General features: G+C 63.5%; 16 protein-coding genes. 10 read left to right on the top strand and 6 right to left on the bottom strand.

The genetic code is table 11. From position 1 onward, the window contains the following. Positions 1–159 precede the first annotated feature (159 nt). Together AC1Z32_RS00795 and AC1Z32_RS00790 are read left to right on the top strand one after the other, a co-directional pair. A complete protein-coding gene (locus tag AC1Z32_RS00795; protein WP_483476814.1) occupies positions 160–837 on the top strand; it encodes a nitroreductase family protein in 678 nt (225 codons plus the stop codon). After that, positions 834–1673: a universal stress protein gene (locus AC1Z32_RS00790; protein ID WP_483476813.1), complete on the top strand. Its 840-nt coding sequence runs from the start codon at positions 834–836 to the stop codon at positions 1671–1673. Before AC1Z32_RS00795 ends, AC1Z32_RS00790 begins: the two co-directional genes overlap by 4 nt. A gap of 19 nt (positions 1674–1692) precedes the next feature. On the opposite strand, the gene AC1Z32_RS00785 is transcribed toward AC1Z32_RS00790, so the two are convergent. The 4 genes from AC1Z32_RS00785 to AC1Z32_RS00770 form a co-directional block, all read right to left on the bottom strand. Continuing rightward, complete coding sequence (locus AC1Z32_RS00785) at positions 1693–1965, bottom strand: hypothetical protein (RefSeq protein ID WP_483476812.1); 273 nt, start codon at positions 1963–1965, stop codon at positions 1693–1695. A gap of 34 nt (positions 1966–1999) precedes the next feature. Next, complete coding sequence (locus AC1Z32_RS00780; RefSeq protein WP_483476811.1) at positions 2000–2431, bottom strand: Hsp20/alpha crystallin family protein; 432 nt, start codon at positions 2429–2431, stop codon at positions 2000–2002. A gap of 163 nt (positions 2432–2594) precedes the next feature. Then, on the bottom strand, positions 2595–3572 hold the full coding sequence (locus tag AC1Z32_RS00775) for a universal stress protein (RefSeq protein ID WP_483476810.1): 978 nt from the start codon (positions 3570–3572) through the stop codon (positions 2595–2597). 46 nt (positions 3573–3618) lie between these two features. Beyond that, entirely contained in the window at positions 3619–4365 is a 747-nt protein-coding gene (locus AC1Z32_RS00770; protein ID WP_483476809.1) for a beta-ketoacyl-ACP reductase, read from the bottom strand. 397 nt (positions 4366–4762) lie between these two features. Here AC1Z32_RS00770 and AC1Z32_RS00765 point away from each other — a divergent pair, with 397 nt between their 5' ends. Continuing rightward, positions 4763–6301: a bifunctional aminoglycoside phosphotransferase/ATP-binding protein gene (locus AC1Z32_RS00765; RefSeq protein WP_483476808.1), complete on the top strand. Its 1539-nt coding sequence runs from the start codon at positions 4763–4765 to the stop codon at positions 6299–6301. Here AC1Z32_RS00765 and AC1Z32_RS00760 read toward each other — a convergent pair. Continuing rightward, positions 6298–6537: a UDP-glucose 4-epimerase gene (locus AC1Z32_RS00760; protein ID WP_483476807.1), complete on the bottom strand. Its 240-nt coding sequence runs from the start codon at positions 6535–6537 to the stop codon at positions 6298–6300. The two genes, AC1Z32_RS00765 and AC1Z32_RS00760, sit on opposite strands and share 4 nt — an antisense overlap. A 295-nt stretch (positions 6538–6832) precedes the next feature. On the opposite strand from AC1Z32_RS00760, the gene AC1Z32_RS00755 reads away from it, so the two are divergent. The 5 genes from AC1Z32_RS00755 to AC1Z32_RS00735 all read left to right on the top strand — a co-directional run bounded on the left by AC1Z32_RS00755 (position 6833) and on the right by AC1Z32_RS00735 (position 11163). Beyond that, the gene (locus AC1Z32_RS00755) at positions 6833–7672 is read left to right on the top strand and encodes a universal stress protein (protein ID WP_483476806.1); all 840 of its coding nucleotides are present in this window, start codon (positions 6833–6835) and stop codon (positions 7670–7672) included. Between the two features lie 71 nt (positions 7673–7743). Further along, positions 7744–9102 carry a PAS domain-containing sensor histidine kinase gene (locus tag AC1Z32_RS00750; RefSeq protein WP_483476805.1) on the top strand — a complete coding sequence of 453 codons (1359 nt, stop codon included), beginning with the start codon at positions 7744–7746 and terminating at the stop codon, positions 9100–9102. Between the two features lie 231 nt (positions 9103–9333). After that, positions 9334–10122, top strand: a complete 789-nt coding sequence (gene fnr, locus AC1Z32_RS00745; RefSeq protein WP_483476804.1) for a fumarate/nitrate reduction transcriptional regulator Fnr — start codon at positions 9334–9336, stop codon at positions 10120–10122. Between the two features lie 142 nt (positions 10123–10264). Further along, positions 10265–10663: a c-type cytochrome gene (locus AC1Z32_RS00740; protein WP_483476803.1), complete on the top strand. Its 399-nt coding sequence runs from the start codon at positions 10265–10267 to the stop codon at positions 10661–10663. Between the two features lie 23 nt (positions 10664–10686). Beyond that, entirely contained in the window at positions 10687–11163 is a 477-nt protein-coding gene (locus AC1Z32_RS00735) for a DUF3564 family protein (RefSeq protein WP_483476802.1), read from the top strand. Between the two features lie 17 nt (positions 11164–11180). Here the strand turns inward: AC1Z32_RS00735 and AC1Z32_RS00730 are convergent, their stop codons facing one another. Then, positions 11181–11489, bottom strand: a complete 309-nt coding sequence (locus tag AC1Z32_RS00730; RefSeq protein WP_483476801.1) for a hypothetical protein — start codon at positions 11487–11489, stop codon at positions 11181–11183. A gap of 340 nt (positions 11490–11829) precedes the next feature. On the opposite strand from AC1Z32_RS00730, the gene AC1Z32_RS00725 reads away from it, so the two are divergent. Together AC1Z32_RS00725 and AC1Z32_RS00720 are read left to right on the top strand one after the other, a co-directional pair. Next, positions 11830–12657 carry a universal stress protein gene (locus AC1Z32_RS00725; RefSeq protein WP_483476800.1) on the top strand — a complete coding sequence of 276 codons (828 nt, stop codon included), beginning with the start codon at positions 11830–11832 and terminating at the stop codon, positions 12655–12657. A gap of 381 nt (positions 12658–13038) precedes the next feature. Beyond that, positions 13039–13557: a hypothetical protein gene (locus AC1Z32_RS00720; protein ID WP_483476799.1), complete on the top strand. Its 519-nt coding sequence runs from the start codon at positions 13039–13041 to the stop codon at positions 13555–13557. The last annotated feature ends 6 nt before the right edge of the window (positions 13558–13563 follow it).

Here is a 13563-nt window from a genome sequence, read left to right as displayed (position 1 = left end):
GCGCAGACTCGAACCACTCGACCGGCGAATTGGCGCTTTCAATGAAAGTGAGGCCATCAGTCTCGTGCGGACTGATCCAGATCAATCGCCAGTCCGCGCATGGTGGAAGAATCGGTCAACTCCCTCGCATCGGATGCTTGCGTCCGCGAGCATGCAGCCATGACCAGACCTCTCTTTCGCATCGGCGCCGTGCTGAACACGCCTTCACCGCGTCCGCTCGACACGGCGCCGCCTTCCGTCATCGATCTTCCTGAGCCGCGGCGCTTCGGCGGCATGCCCCTGCTGGATGCGCTCGCCGCGCGCCACACATCGCGTGAGTTCTCGGACGCACCCGTCGATCCGGACGTCCTCGGCGAGTTGCTGTGGGCCGCCAATGGCATCAACCGCGGCGCGGAGGGCGGCCGCACCGCGCCATCCGCGCTCGGCGGGTATGAGATCGATATCTACGTGCTGCTCGCCTCGGGTTCGTATCGATATGATCCGGACCTGCACCGGCTCGTACTGGCCGCGCCGTTCGATCTGCGCGCGACGACCGGCTATCAGGACTTTCTCGTGCATGCGCCCGTCGATCTCGTCTTCGTCGCCGATCTGAACCGCATGCAGGACGTACCCGCGCGCCAACGCGAGAGCTTCGCGTATGCGAGCGCCGGCGCGATCGTGCAGAACGTCTATCTGTATTGCGCTTCGGTGGGACTCGCCGTGGGCGCGCGTGGCTGGATGAACCGCACGGCGCTCGCGGCCAACCTGAAGCTGCAGGCTGGATCCAGCCCCTTGCTGGCGCAGACCATCGGGCACGTCGCGCGCGCTCGATCAATCGTTCAGCCGGAGCAAGGATGACCTTCAAGACCATTGTCGTGCAACTCGACACAGGCCCGCACGCGACGCACAGGCTCGACGCCGCGGTCGCGCTGGCCGAGCGCTTCGAAGCGCATCTGCGCGGCGTGTATTCGGAATTCACGCTCGATCCGCGCTTCTACTACCAGGCGGATCGCGAGCACCGCTACGACGTCTCTCTCGCGGATATGTGCCGCGAGCGGCGCGAGCGCGCCGAGCACATGTTCCGCGAACGGCTTGCTTCGACGAAGGTGCCGCACGACTGGCTGGTATGTCAAATGACCAGCGGATCGTCGATTCTCCATCACGCACGATGCGCCGACCTGACCATCGTCGGACAGCATGACCCGCACGAAGCCGACGCCTACCTCGCCGACCGCTTTCCCGAAGGCACGATCATGGGTGCGGGCGGCCCGGTGCTGGTCTGGCCGCGCAAAGACTCGCCGCCTCCGCTCGATGCGACCGCGGTCATCGCGTGGGACGGCAGCCGAGAAGCCGCGCGCGCCGCATGCGATGCGCTGCCGCTGCTGCGTCGCGCGAGGCGCGTGGATATCGTATCGATCCGCGCGGATCGAGATCCGCCGCTCGGCGACGGGCGCGCCTCGTCGGATCTCGCGCGAAGCCTGATCAGGCATTCGGTTCACGTGAACGTCGTCGACCTCTCTGTCCCGCGAAGCGCAAGCGTCGAGGGCGCGTTGACCTCGTATATGAAATCGGAGCGTGCGCGCCTGCTCGTCATGGGCGCGTTTCATCATGGCCGCGTGCGCGAAATCCTCCTCGGCGGCCTCACGCGAGCCGTGCTCTGCGAGGCCGACTTCCCTGTCCTGATGTCGAACTGAAGAGACCGATCCGCCGCGCTCAACGAAGCAGATCGGCAAGCGTCAATCGGATCGGCTCGCTGCCCGGGCCCAGCTCGCCGAGTTTGCGCGCCGCGACGAACAGAAAGTGTTCCGGGTCCGCCATGAAGAGGTTCTTCATGCTCGCCTCGTCGATATGCCTGACCTGCAGCATTTCCCTGAACACGCTGGCATCGACGCGAAAAGCCTGCTGCCTTCCATCCAGGCTAGCGGTGAATTCGACGCAGTCCGCGTGGCAGCGCAAGGGCGCGTAGAGCGTCAATTCCTGGATCATGGTCGGCTCCTCCTCTTAACGCCTTTGCCCGGTCCTAGCTGATTTGCAGACGCTTCTGGTCGGCGGGCGCCTTCTTCGGCAGCGTGAGCGTCAGGATGCCATCCTGATACTGGGCGCTGGCACCTGCGTCGTCGATCTCGCTGCCGAGCGAGAACGTGCGGCTGACTTCACCCGAATATCGTTCGCGGCGAATCACGCGCTCGCCTTCCTTCTCTTCCTTGTTGCGCTCCGACTTCGCATGGATGGACACGGTGTTACGGTCGAGCTTGACCTCGATATCCTGCTTTTCGACGCCCGGCAATTCGGCCTTGACCTCATACGCCGCGTCGGTTTCGCTCACGTCTATCTTCACGTGCCCCAGAGGCGACTCTTCGGGCGAAAGGCCGCGCAACGGGCGCAACAATCCCTGGAACATCTCGGATACGGGGTCGATGGAAAAAGGATCGAAACGAGTCAGGTTGCTCATCGCAGTCTCCTTGAGAGCACGGCTGAAAAATCACCGGTCGGCGTCTCGCGATCGGCTTGCATCTGGACTCCACAGCGTTTTTCCGGAGTACGGAACCACTGTAAATTTCTTCCCCTGAAACGCGATTGACATGAGTCAAGCCAACGCGCTTCGCGGGAGCCGATCAATCGGCCGGAACGCCTTCGAGCGGGCGGCGACGCGACAGCAGAAGCGGAACCTCCGTCAGTTCCGTCACGCGTCCGGACACCGTGCCGAGCATCCAGCGCGCAACGCCGCGCTGTCCGTGCGTGCCCATGAGAATTGCATCGGCCTTGCCGCGCGCCGCTTCACGCACGATTGCATGCGCGACGTCGTCCCCTGTTTCATCGGTGTGAACCATCGTGGCATCGAATGTGAAGTCCTGCGTGCTCCAGGATTGCGAAAACACGGTGCGTGCCTTCGCCAATGCCGTCTGGCCTTCTTCACGAAAAGCGTCCTGAAGCGACGCACGGGAGGCGGCGTCGGTTCCCTGGGCGGAACGATCCACGACATAAATCGCTTTCACGTGCGCGCCCGGCTCGGCGATCCTGAACCCCGCGCGCAATGCTTCCAGCGAAGCGGGACTGCCGTCCACGGCGCACAGTAATCGCGCGGGACGTGCGGTCAGCTTGCGCACACGCTGCTGCGGCAACACCAGCATCGAGCAATGCGCCATGCCCGGTGCATCTCGGGCTGCACGCTCGGTCCATTGCAGGATGCACAAGTGCTGTCGCGCGCCGAGCACCATGAGGTCCGCTCGCCAGGCCTGTGCGGCGCGCGTGAGGGCGTGAGCCGCGTCCCCGCCGCCATCGAACAGATCGGCGATATGCGTGTCCACGTCGATGCCCGCGCGCTTCAGGCACGCCTGCGCGTTGCTCACGCTCGCCTCGACGCCGCGCTGCAGGTGCGCATGGGCGCCGCTCAGGTTGAAGAACGCGAGGGGCGCGTGGGGAATCATCGCGCGGGCGTTTTCGAGCAGTCCGACAATGCGCACTTTCGTGTCCGCGTCGGCGAGCGAGATGACCAGCGCAGCGGCATCGGCGCAGTCTTCAGTCGAATCGATGCATAGCATGATGCGTCCAAAGGCCGCGCGTTGCTGGCGGTGAGTTGGCGTGTTGCTCATACGAACCTCTATGCTCGTGATCGAAGTGAAAAAAGGCGCGATCCTATCAATGCATGTGCATGCCGCCGTTGATCGCGAGGTCGGCGCCGGTGATGAACGCGGCTTCGTCGGTGCACAGAAACGCCACGAGCGCTGCAACCTCTTCGGGACGCCCCAGCCTGCCGAGCGGAATCTGCGGCAGGATTTTCGTGCGCATGACTTCCTCGGGCACCGACTCGACCATCGCGGTTGCGAGATAGCCGGGCGAGACCGTGTTCACGGTCACCCCGGCCTTCGCCACTTCGAGCGCGAGCGCCTTGGTGAATCCGTGAATGCCCGCCTTGGCGGCCGCGTAGTTCGCCTGACCGAACGCACCGCGCGATCCGTTCACCGAGCCGATATTCACGATCCGTCCAAAGCCGCGCTCGATCATCGCGCCGATGTACGGCTTGGTCATGTTGAAGAGCGCATCGAGATCGGTGCGCATGACCGCGTCCCAATCGGCCTTGGTCATTCGGGCAAAGCGCGCATCGCGCGTGATGCCGGCGTTGTTCACGAGGCAGTCGATGGCGCCGAACGCTTCGCCGACCTTCGCGGCGCAGCGCGCGCAAGAGTCGAAATCCGCGACATCGACTTCGTAAGCCGCGAATTCCCGGCCGTTTGCGCGCTCGCTTTCCAGCCACGTCCGCACATGGTCATTGCGCGGCGAAGAGGTGACCGCGACGCGATAGCCCTTGTCGTGCAGAGCGCGCGCGATGGCCGCGCCCAGGCCGCCCAAGCCGCCCGTTACCAATGCCGTGCGTTCATGCGACATGCTGATCTCCCTCCCTTGCATTGCACGACGCGACCGGCGCCGTGCGTACGCCCCGACTCTATTCGCAGTCGTCCCGGCACCGTTGATCCACATCAAGGGCATGAAAGCTTCCCTCAGCGAGCGCACCCCAGTTTGCACGAGCCGCGGCACTACTCATGCTCCATCGGTCCGCGGCGTTGACCTGGGTCAAACGGAGGCACACGCTCCGCGTGCACAGTCGCCTTCAACGACACGAGCCATTGCGGAGAAAAGAAATGACATCGCGCGCATTCGATCGCTTGTACCGGACCCGGGAACAGGTCACCAACGGTCGCATCGACCGTCCGAATTGAGCGTCATGCCCGAAACGCGCAGGAAGCGGAGTGGACGGCATCATTTGCGAGCCGTGGACGCGGCGATGCGCAGATCCGCCACTTATCCTCATCCGGCCGGACGCGTCGAGCGAATCGAGACGCATATCTCGATCGTCTATCTGGCGGGCCGCTTCGCGTACAAGATCAAGAAGCCGGTCGACCTCGGCTTCGTCGACTTCTCGAACTCGGCGGCACGCCAACGAGCATGCGAGGACGAACGCCGCCTCAACCGCAGACTCGCACCGCGCACTTATCTGCGTGTCGTTTCCATCGTGCGGCGCGGGCATGTGCTTCGAATCGAAGGCAAGGGTGTGGCGGTGGAACGTGCGGTCATGATGCGCCGCTTCGACGGCAGGCGAATCTTCGCTGCCCTGCTCGAAGCCGGCGCGCTCGACGGCGAAACCATCGAACGCGCGGCAAGCGACATCGCGGGCTTTCATCGGCGCGCGCCGCGTACGCCGCCGCATCGCCTGTATGGATCGGGAGCGTTTTGCGCGGGACAGCTTCGCGCGGTGCTGGACGACCTGAGCAAGATCGCACCGGGGCTTGTATCGACGCATCTCGCAGACTGGTGCGAGGCGGAAATGATCCGGCTCGATGCACACATCGAGCAACGACGCGCACAAGGTTTCGTGCGCGAATGCCACGGCGACCTGCATCTGCAGAACATCGTTCTGCAAGGTTCGAGACCCGTGATATTCGACTGCATCGAATTCGACGCAGGCTTGCGATGGATCGACGTGATGAGCGACGTGGCCTTCCTCGTCATGGATCTCGAAGCGCATGGCCGCGACGACCTTGCCGCACGCGCCCTGAACGCATGGCTTCTCGCGACGGGCGATTATGCGGGCCTCAAGGCATTGCGCCTCTATGTGGTCTATCGTGCGCTCGTGCGAGCACTGGTCGAAACCTTGAAGACCCATGCCCATGATGCGCGTCGCTATCTGCATACCGCGTCGCGTACGGCGCATGGCGGATCGCCATGTCTGCTGTTGTGCCACGGGTTTTCAGGCTCAGGAAAGTCTTCCGCGAGCGCGGGTCTGGCGCGGCTGATCCGCGCGGTTCGGCTCGTCAGCGATATCGAGCGCAAACGCGCGGCACCTTTCTCGCCACCGGAGGGCGGGCGCCTTCCGCGCGAGGCGTATGGCCCCGACGCCATCGACAGACAATATGACCACCTCCTGGAACTGACCCGCGACGTGCTCGAAGCGGGACTGACCGCCATCGCCGACGCCACGTTTCTCCGGCGCGCGCACCGCGAGCGCTTCATGCGACTGGCGAGCTCGCTGTCCGTGCCTGTGCTCATACTCGACTTCCACGCGCCCCGGCGCACGCTGCTCGCGCGCGTCGCCGCACGGGCGCAGGCGCAACACGCGCTTTCGGATGCGGACCTGTCCGTGCTGAACCTGCAGCTTTTGCATGCCGAGCCTTTGAACGCCGGCGAGCAAGGCATCGCGGAGACGATTCACACCGACGTCGATTTGGCAGCGTTCGGGGAGCGTGCATTCTGGCATCGGCTGCTTGCGCGGCTGGATCGAATCGCCCCCCGACCGAATCGCGACGTGCCGGTCGAATCCGGCTAGACGTCGATCGTCTTCGCAGCCTTGAGACGAATCCAGTTCATGCCTTCGCAAAGCCCGGCGAGCACCGCCTCGCGTTCGTTGTCGAAGGTATGCGCGTGCCTGAACCGATGCACGAAGCGCCCGCCGTCCACATTGCGATGCTCGACACTGATCGAACATTCGAAGCCTCGCGCCGTTTGCTCCGTGTTGCACGTGACGGTCCAGTCGGCATTGTCTATGGATCCCTTGAGCGACATGTCGGTTCTCCCTTGAAGCGAACACTGATTGCAGCGCGCAGCCGTCCTTACCGTTGCGGGACATACGTGCCAGGCGCGTCGATGATTCCGTGGGTTATGCACGGACGCGCGCCGGACACGCCGACTCTACGGGCGCCGAAAAGCGCGCCCTTGAGCCAGGTCAACGGATCACGGCATCGCTCGCCGCGTTGTATTCCCTTGATTTGAGTCAACCGGAACCCTGAGGGCCGCCCGCAGACTGGGTTCCACGCAATGATCCATCGTCTTTCGATGCAACCGGTCCCAGGAGTTCGCGATGAGCTACAAGAGCATCGTCGTCCATCTCGACGCAAGTGAGCGCGCGATCTACCGGCTCGAAACCGCCCTCTTGCTCGCGAAACGCTTCAAAGCGCATCTCGACGCGGTGTACGCAGTGTTCACGCCCGAGCCACGGGCTTTCAGCGTCATGGCCGGTTCCGCCGCGTGGTACGAAACGCATCAGAGCCAGCGTCAGGAACGTTGCCGCTCGCTCGAACGGCTATTCCATGCAGGCGTGGCCCGCGCGGGACTCTCCGGCGACTGGATCGAAGCGCTGCCACGCGCGCGTGACAAGGTCGCCCGACGCGGACGGTGCGCGGATCTCATCATCGCCGGCCAGGACGATCCGAACGATCCCGAGACCTATATCGCCGATCATTTTGCGGAGACGCTCGTCATGACGGCCGGACGCCCGCTCCTGCTGCTTCCGTATTCGGGCGTGTTCCCCAACGTGGGAGGCAATGTCCTCGTCGCCTGGGATGGCAGCCGCGAAGCGACACGCGCGTGGCACGACGCGTTGCCGTTCCTGAAGGAAGCGAGGCAAGTGACGCTCGTGACAATCGATGCAATGAAAGGCGAGCAGCCCGGCAGCCGCATCCCCGGCGCGGATATCGCGTCGACGCTCGCAAGGCACGACGTGCGCGTGACCGTCCGCGAAACGGATAGAACGTCCGACGCGTCCGTGGGCGACGCGCTGCTTTCCGAGGCCCGTAGCGTCGGCGCCAACCTCATCGTGATGGGAGGCTACGGCCATGCGCGCTGGCAAGAAGTGGTTCTCGGCGGCGCCACCCGGACCATGCTGCACTCGATGACAATGCCCGTCCTCATGTCACATTGAAAGTACCCTCTTCCACTTCGACGAGTCCGCCATGTCCACCGACGGCTGACAGCCGTTCGTCCGAGGCCAACATGAGCAACGATGACGGCCGGAGTCCCGCACTGGCGAACGGTTCGTCCGCTCGGCAAGCCCCCTCGCGCCAGGCGATCGCGCAGGCGACTCTGTCCGGAGCCGCACTGTTCGCCTTGTGGTGGATCGGCATTCAGTACCTGCCCTCGATCTGCCCGCTCGGCACCCCAGCGAGAGCATGGTCGCTGGCGGGCGCCGCAACGTGCGCCCTTCTGCTCGCGAGCCTCGTCTTTCTCCTTGCGTCGCAACGCGCCAGGCGGGTGAGCGCCGGTCAGGCGACCATGACCCGCGCACGGCTCGACGGCATCATCCGGTCCACGACGGACGCCATCATCACGATCGATTCGGCGCAGCGCATCCTCATGTTCAATCCGATGGCCGAACGTGTCTTCCGTTGCACCGCGAGCGATGCTATCGGCGCTCCGCTGTCGCGCTTCATCCCCGAGCGTTACCGCACGGCGCACGAGCATCAGGTGCGGCACTTCGGCAAGACGGGGATATCGGATCGCCAGATGGGCCCGCAGCGCGTCTTGTACGGGCTGCGCGCGGACGGCGAGGAGTTTCCCATCGAGGCATCGATATCGCAGGTCGACGATGACGACGGCAAGCTGTTCACCGTGATCCTGCGCGACGTGACCGAGCGCGTGAAGGCCGACGCGGAGCTCAAGCAGTCGCGCGAGGAATTGCGTGCGCTTTCCGTGAACCTGCAGCGAGTACGTGAGCAGGAGAAGAGCCGGGTCGCGCGCGAATTGCACGACGATCTCGGGCAGACGCTCAGCGCGCTCAAGATGAATGTATTCGCACTGCACGCAGAGCTCGGCACCCATACCTTGCTGACTGAAGACACCGTGACTCAGTTGCAGCGCATGGTTGGCCTCATCGATCGCAATATCGCCTCGCTCAGATCCATCGCGGCGCATCAGCGGCCCGTCATGCTCGATGATCTCGGGTTGCCGGCGGCCATCGACTGGCTGGTCGAGGATTTCGTGCAACGCCATGGGATCGACGTGAGACATCGCCTCGATACCGGCGATCTCGGGTTCAACCCGGACGCCGCGACGGCGGTTTTCCGCATCGTCGAAGAAGCGCTGACGAATATCGTGCGCCATGCGCATGCGAGTCGAGTCGATGTCTCGCTCAGCGCCGACGACGACAACTGCGTGCTGCGCGTCGGCGACAACGGCGTAGGCGCCCCCGCCTTGCCGGCTGCGAGCAGCCAGTCCTTCGGTCTGCTCGGCGTGCGCGAACGGGCGAATGCACTGGGCGGCCGCGTCTTCATCGACTCGATGCCGGAGACCGGCTTCGTGCTCACAGTCGTCCTGCCGCGCGAGGCGGTGCGTGACCAGGCATCGCAGCCATGACCACGAGAGGCCGCGCATTCGAAGTCCTTCGAGCCTGAGCGTTCGTCCGTCCGTCAGGATTTCCTTACACGCCTGCCGAAATTCCCTACCGCACTTTCCGCCATCGCCGATTTAGTTTCCAGACAGCGAGGCCAATAATTCGACGTATGGATTCATCGGCCGCGCATCGAGACGCTGAGTTCCACGGCATCTGTCGCCTGCGCGCGAACCCGGTTCGACAGGAGATGCAGCATGTTCCCAGTGAGCGAAGGCAGATCCATCGCCCGGCAATCCGAAGCGCCGGCACCGCGCCGCGCGTTTCAGATCGCCGATGTCACTCCTACCACCGAAACGCGCAAGGGCTCGCGCTGTTCGACCTGCTCGATGCAGCATGTCTGCATGCCGAGCGGTCTGTCGCCGGATGAATACGAACGGCTCGACGCGATCATCTGCGCAACCCGAACCGTGCGGCGCGGCGAGACACTGTATCGATTCGGCGATGCCTTCCAGAGCGTGTACGCGGTGCGCAGCGGCTGCTTTAAAACCGTTGTCATGCATCGTGACGGCAATGAGCAAGTGACCGGCTTCCATCTGGCAGGAGACGCGCTCGGGCTCGATGGCGTGAGCGCCGACCACCACGGGTGCGATGCGATCGCGCTCGAAGACAGCGTCGTCTGCATCATCCCGTTCGACCTGCTCGAACTGCTGTGCCGCGAGGTCAGGACGATCCAGCATCACGTGCATCGCCTGATGAGCAGCGAGATCGTGCGGGAATCCAACCTCATGATGTTGCTCGGCACGATGACGGCCGAGCAACGCGTCGCGGCATTCCTGCTCAACATCTCGACGCGCATGAAGGCACGCGGCTATTCACCCGCGCAGTTCGTCTTGCGCATGACGCGCGAGGAGATCGGAAGTTATCTCGGCCTCAAGCTGGAAACCGTGAGCCGGATGTTCTCCAAATTGCACAAGGCCGGCGTAGTCGATGCACGCGGCAAGGAAGTGCGCATCCTGGATCAGGCCGGTCTCGAACGCGTTTAGCGCCTTAGCCGCGATTCGACCGCGATTGGTGCGTATACCGCTTCGGCGTTTGCGTTGGCGGCTTTCCCAGCGTTGATTCAGATCAACGAGCGGGACGAGCGGACTCGCATCATCACGGTGTGCCCAATTCGGTCTATCAGTCATGTTCACTCGCCTTTCCCATGATTTCTGCCCGCAACGCGATATCGTCCACGATGTCTTCCCTATTCGCGCCCGGCATGTCGCACTGGCAGCGCTTCTTGCAGCGCTGCTGCTTCTCGCCTCGCGGGCGCTCGCCCAATCCGAGCCGACCGCGCTCATCGATCAGCAGCATTGCATGTTCTGCCACACGAACGACGCCCCTTTCCTCGCCCCGTCGTTTCAGCAGATCGCCAACCGCTACCGCAATGACCCCCATGCGCAAGTCATGCTCGAACATAAGCTTCGTGTGGGCGGCCGGGCGCACTGGGGCGATATGGCCATGCCCTCGCCCGCGGAGCGCGGCGGCCCGCTCTCACCCGAAGACGCGCATACGCTGGTCGAATGGGTGCTGCGTCATTGACTCTCTTTCGAAGGAAATCGACGATGCGCATCACCATCAAACTCGATGCATTCGATCACGCCAGCGAATCCTCTTTTGCTGTCCTATGGCTCGATAGTGAAAGCGGCCGCTGGTCTCGTGAAGGCCACGATCGCCTTGACGTTCCGCCGTGGGGAACGTGGCAATCCACATCGGCCGGCACGCTGTTGCTCGATCCCAGCGCGTCGGACGTTCTGCTCATGCTCCACGGGCTGCGGCTGAACGCACCCGAATGCGCCCCCGCCGATGAAGACGCACCCGAGCCAGCGGCCCGCGAGAGAGGGGAATCCCAAAGAGGCCGCGCCGATTATTTCGGCTGCGGCGGGAACAGCGAACCTCGCACTGCAAACGCCGGGCACTGGCATATCCAGTGCATCGATCGCGAGACCACCATTGCCGAGCATGAGCTTTTCTCCGACGAGCCGGACGCGATCGGAGACCGCCCGCCGAATGCCGGCGATCCCGGTTCGCCGGCAACGTGAGATAACGTCGATACACCTTATGCCGGCCCGATGCGCCTTCGCCGAAGCAGACGCATGGCATTCTCGAATGCCTGATGAATGGCGATCGCCAAATCCGGGTCTGAGCCTCGCTCGATTGGAATGAGGTTGAACTCGCGCGTCACCAGATCGAGCCTCGCATCGTAGCGTCCACCCCCCGACTGGTCTCGATACGCCTCGACCGTCAGATGGCAGTTGACGATGTCTTGCGCGGCGCGTTCGAGCCGAACGAGTTCGACGCCGGCCTCGCGTTCGACATCGTTGGTGCCGACGAAGCCCAGATAGGCAATCTGCATTCCGAGGCCCATGACGTTTTCTCTCCCGCCAACATTTATCGTTGTCGCTTGCCTTGTGGCCTGACGTCCGACGCGCACATTGCGACGTTACATCATCCTCCGCTCTCGACGCTTTCCGGGATTGACTCACATCAAGCCGCGCGCGATCACGCTGCATCGTCCGCTTGCCCGACGACGGGCGCCGCGCTGGCGACTGATCGCATGCTCCGGACAAGCGGCCAGAAAGCGCCGCGCCGTTGACCTGAGTCAAGCGGTGCGTCATGCCGCATCCGTAGACTCGATGACTGCATACTTCGCATCGAAGGCATCGAGGTGCTGCTGTCTCACCGACGCGGCTGAAGGAGAAGACTTCATGAACTGGAAAACCATTCTCGTCCATCTGGACAACAGCCGGCGTTGCGAAACGCGCACGCAGTTCGCCTTGGATATCGCACGTCGTTTCGATGCTCACGTCATCGGGCTCTATCTGGTCTGTCAGGATCTGGTTCATCACATGTTCGAGCCCGCCGAGGCCTTGCAACGCACCGCCTACGAAGAACAACGTCGAACCGCGCTCGACAAGGCGCGCGCAGCGTTCGAGCACGCGGCACAGTTGGCGGGCGTCAACGCGGAGTGGCGCGCGCCGGGAGGCTCCGTGCTCGATGCGGCTACGTTGCATGGACGTCATGCCGATATGATCGTGCTCGGACAGGACGATCCCGACGATCCCGAGGCGTTCATTGCCCGGCATTTCGTCGAGGATGTCGTGATGGGTTCCGGGCGCCCTGTTCTGCTCGTGCCGCGTGCCGGCGACATCAGGAGTCTCGGCGAGAACGTGGTCATCGCGTGGGACGACAGTCGTGAAGCCGCGCGCGCGGTGGCCGATGCGCTGCCCGTCTTGCGCCGCGCGCGCTTCGTCGAGATCATGACCGTCGAGCGACATCGAGATGAAGAAGCACCCGCGGGCATCGAGATCTCTGCTTATCTGGAACGTCAAGGCGTGCGCGCGAGCTTTTCATCGACGCCTCGCGTGCGTGGCGAAAACACGGGGCTGACGTTGATGGACAGAGCGAACAGTGTGCATGCCGATATGTTCATCGCGGGCGCTTATGCCCATTCGCGTGGACTGGAACGGGTGCTCGGCGGCGTCACGCGCACGCTCATCGAGACATCCACGCTGCCGGTTCTGCTGTCGCATTGAACGGCGGCGAAGCGATGCCCGGCTGTGTTCTAATCCGCGTTTTTCCAGATCGTGTATTGCACGACCGCAACCGCGACGAGGATAACGGCCAGCACCACGACAACCACCAAACCGATAACCTTGGTCATTGCATCAGCTCACAAAGTATTGCGTCGAAGGCTCAGGTTACGACGCGCGATACCGTAGCTGATTGACCTGGGTTAAATCCAGCGCGGCTCGAACGAAAACACCAACTGTGTCGCTCCATTGCGCCCTATCGGCCCGGCGCGCTCGCCCCATTGCAATGTCGAAATAATCGCTGGCGACCGCGCAAAAGAAGTGCGATGCTGACCGTCAGTCAGGGTACTAAGGTATTGGACGAGAGGCGTTGAGGGACGCAGCATGTCAGAAGCTCGTGCAAAGCACGAACGGTCGCTCGAAGACGAGGTCGCGGAACTCGTGTCGACCGATCTGCACATCGTGGCCGGCGACCGGCGGATCGCCGAACTGGCCGTGCTGGCAAATCGTCCCAACAGCGCGGATGGCCATGCCACGACGCGGAGAGTGATCGAGACGATTACGGAGTCGGTCCGGCGTCTGCGCGCTTTCCGTGCCGTCGTCGTCGATGTGATTCTGACCTACGACACGAATCACAATCGCGCCGCGGGTTCGACCGCCGACGATATCCACGCGATTTTTCGCGCCGATGGCGACTTGGGCGAACTGGCCCGGGCAATCGACGCCGAAATGTGCACGCTCGTGACGCAACATGGCGCGCCAATCGGGCCCGACGGCGCCGAAGACAGAGTGAATCGCTATCGAGAGATCGAAGCGCTTCAGAGCGCCTTGCAGCTGCTCGGCGTCGGCCGGCACGCGATGCTTCCCTATATCGAAGGTCCCATCGGCGACTCATCGGGCTAGACCGAG

This window comes from Caballeronia sp. 11_S32, assembly GCF_056930355.1.
Note: the sequence above shows the minus strand (reverse complement) of the source record. Positions and strands in the feature narration are given on the sequence as shown.

What these genes read in the sequence shown, in the direction of transcription:
- AC1Z32_RS00790 (WP_483476813.1), top strand. Translation starts at nt 834, where the DNA reads ATGACCTTCAAGACCATTGTCGTGCAACTCGACACAGGCCCGCACGCG.
- AC1Z32_RS00730 (WP_483476801.1), bottom strand. Translation starts at nt 11,489, where the DNA reads ATGGGCCTCGGAATGCAGATTGCCTATCTGGGCTTCGTCGGCACCAAC.
- AC1Z32_RS00720 (WP_483476799.1), top strand. Translation starts at nt 13,039, where the DNA reads ATGTCAGAAGCTCGTGCAAAGCACGAACGGTCGCTCGAAGACGAGGTC.
- AC1Z32_RS00795 (WP_483476814.1), top strand. Translation starts at nt 160, where the DNA reads ATGACCAGACCTCTCTTTCGCATCGGCGCCGTGCTGAACACGCCTTCA.
- AC1Z32_RS00725 (WP_483476800.1), top strand. Translation starts at nt 11,830, where the DNA reads ATGAACTGGAAAACCATTCTCGTCCATCTGGACAACAGCCGGCGTTGC.
- AC1Z32_RS00775 (WP_483476810.1), bottom strand. Translation starts at nt 3,572, where the DNA reads ATGAGCAACACGCCAACTCACCGCCAGCAACGCGCGGCCTTTGGACGC.
- AC1Z32_RS00735 (WP_483476802.1), top strand. Translation starts at nt 10,687, where the DNA reads ATGCGCATCACCATCAAACTCGATGCATTCGATCACGCCAGCGAATCC.
- AC1Z32_RS00755 (WP_483476806.1), top strand. Translation starts at nt 6,833, where the DNA reads ATGAGCTACAAGAGCATCGTCGTCCATCTCGACGCAAGTGAGCGCGCG.
- AC1Z32_RS00760 (WP_483476807.1), bottom strand. Translation starts at nt 6,537, where the DNA reads ATGTCGCTCAAGGGATCCATAGACAATGCCGACTGGACCGTCACGTGC.
- AC1Z32_RS00740 (WP_483476803.1), top strand. Translation starts at nt 10,265, where the DNA reads ATGTTCACTCGCCTTTCCCATGATTTCTGCCCGCAACGCGATATCGTC.
- AC1Z32_RS00765 (WP_483476808.1), top strand. Translation starts at nt 4,763, where the DNA reads ATGCGCAGATCCGCCACTTATCCTCATCCGGCCGGACGCGTCGAGCGA.
- AC1Z32_RS00750 (WP_483476805.1), top strand. Translation starts at nt 7,744, where the DNA reads ATGAGCAACGATGACGGCCGGAGTCCCGCACTGGCGAACGGTTCGTCC.
- AC1Z32_RS00785 (WP_483476812.1), bottom strand. Translation starts at nt 1,965, where the DNA reads ATGATCCAGGAATTGACGCTCTACGCGCCCTTGCGCTGCCACGCGGAC.
- AC1Z32_RS00770 (WP_483476809.1), bottom strand. Translation starts at nt 4,365, where the DNA reads ATGTCGCATGAACGCACGGCATTGGTAACGGGCGGCTTGGGCGGCCTG.
- fnr (WP_483476804.1), top strand. Translation starts at nt 9,334, where the DNA reads ATGTTCCCAGTGAGCGAAGGCAGATCCATCGCCCGGCAATCCGAAGCG.
- AC1Z32_RS00780 (WP_483476811.1), bottom strand. Translation starts at nt 2,431, where the DNA reads ATGAGCAACCTGACTCGTTTCGATCCTTTTTCCATCGACCCCGTATCC.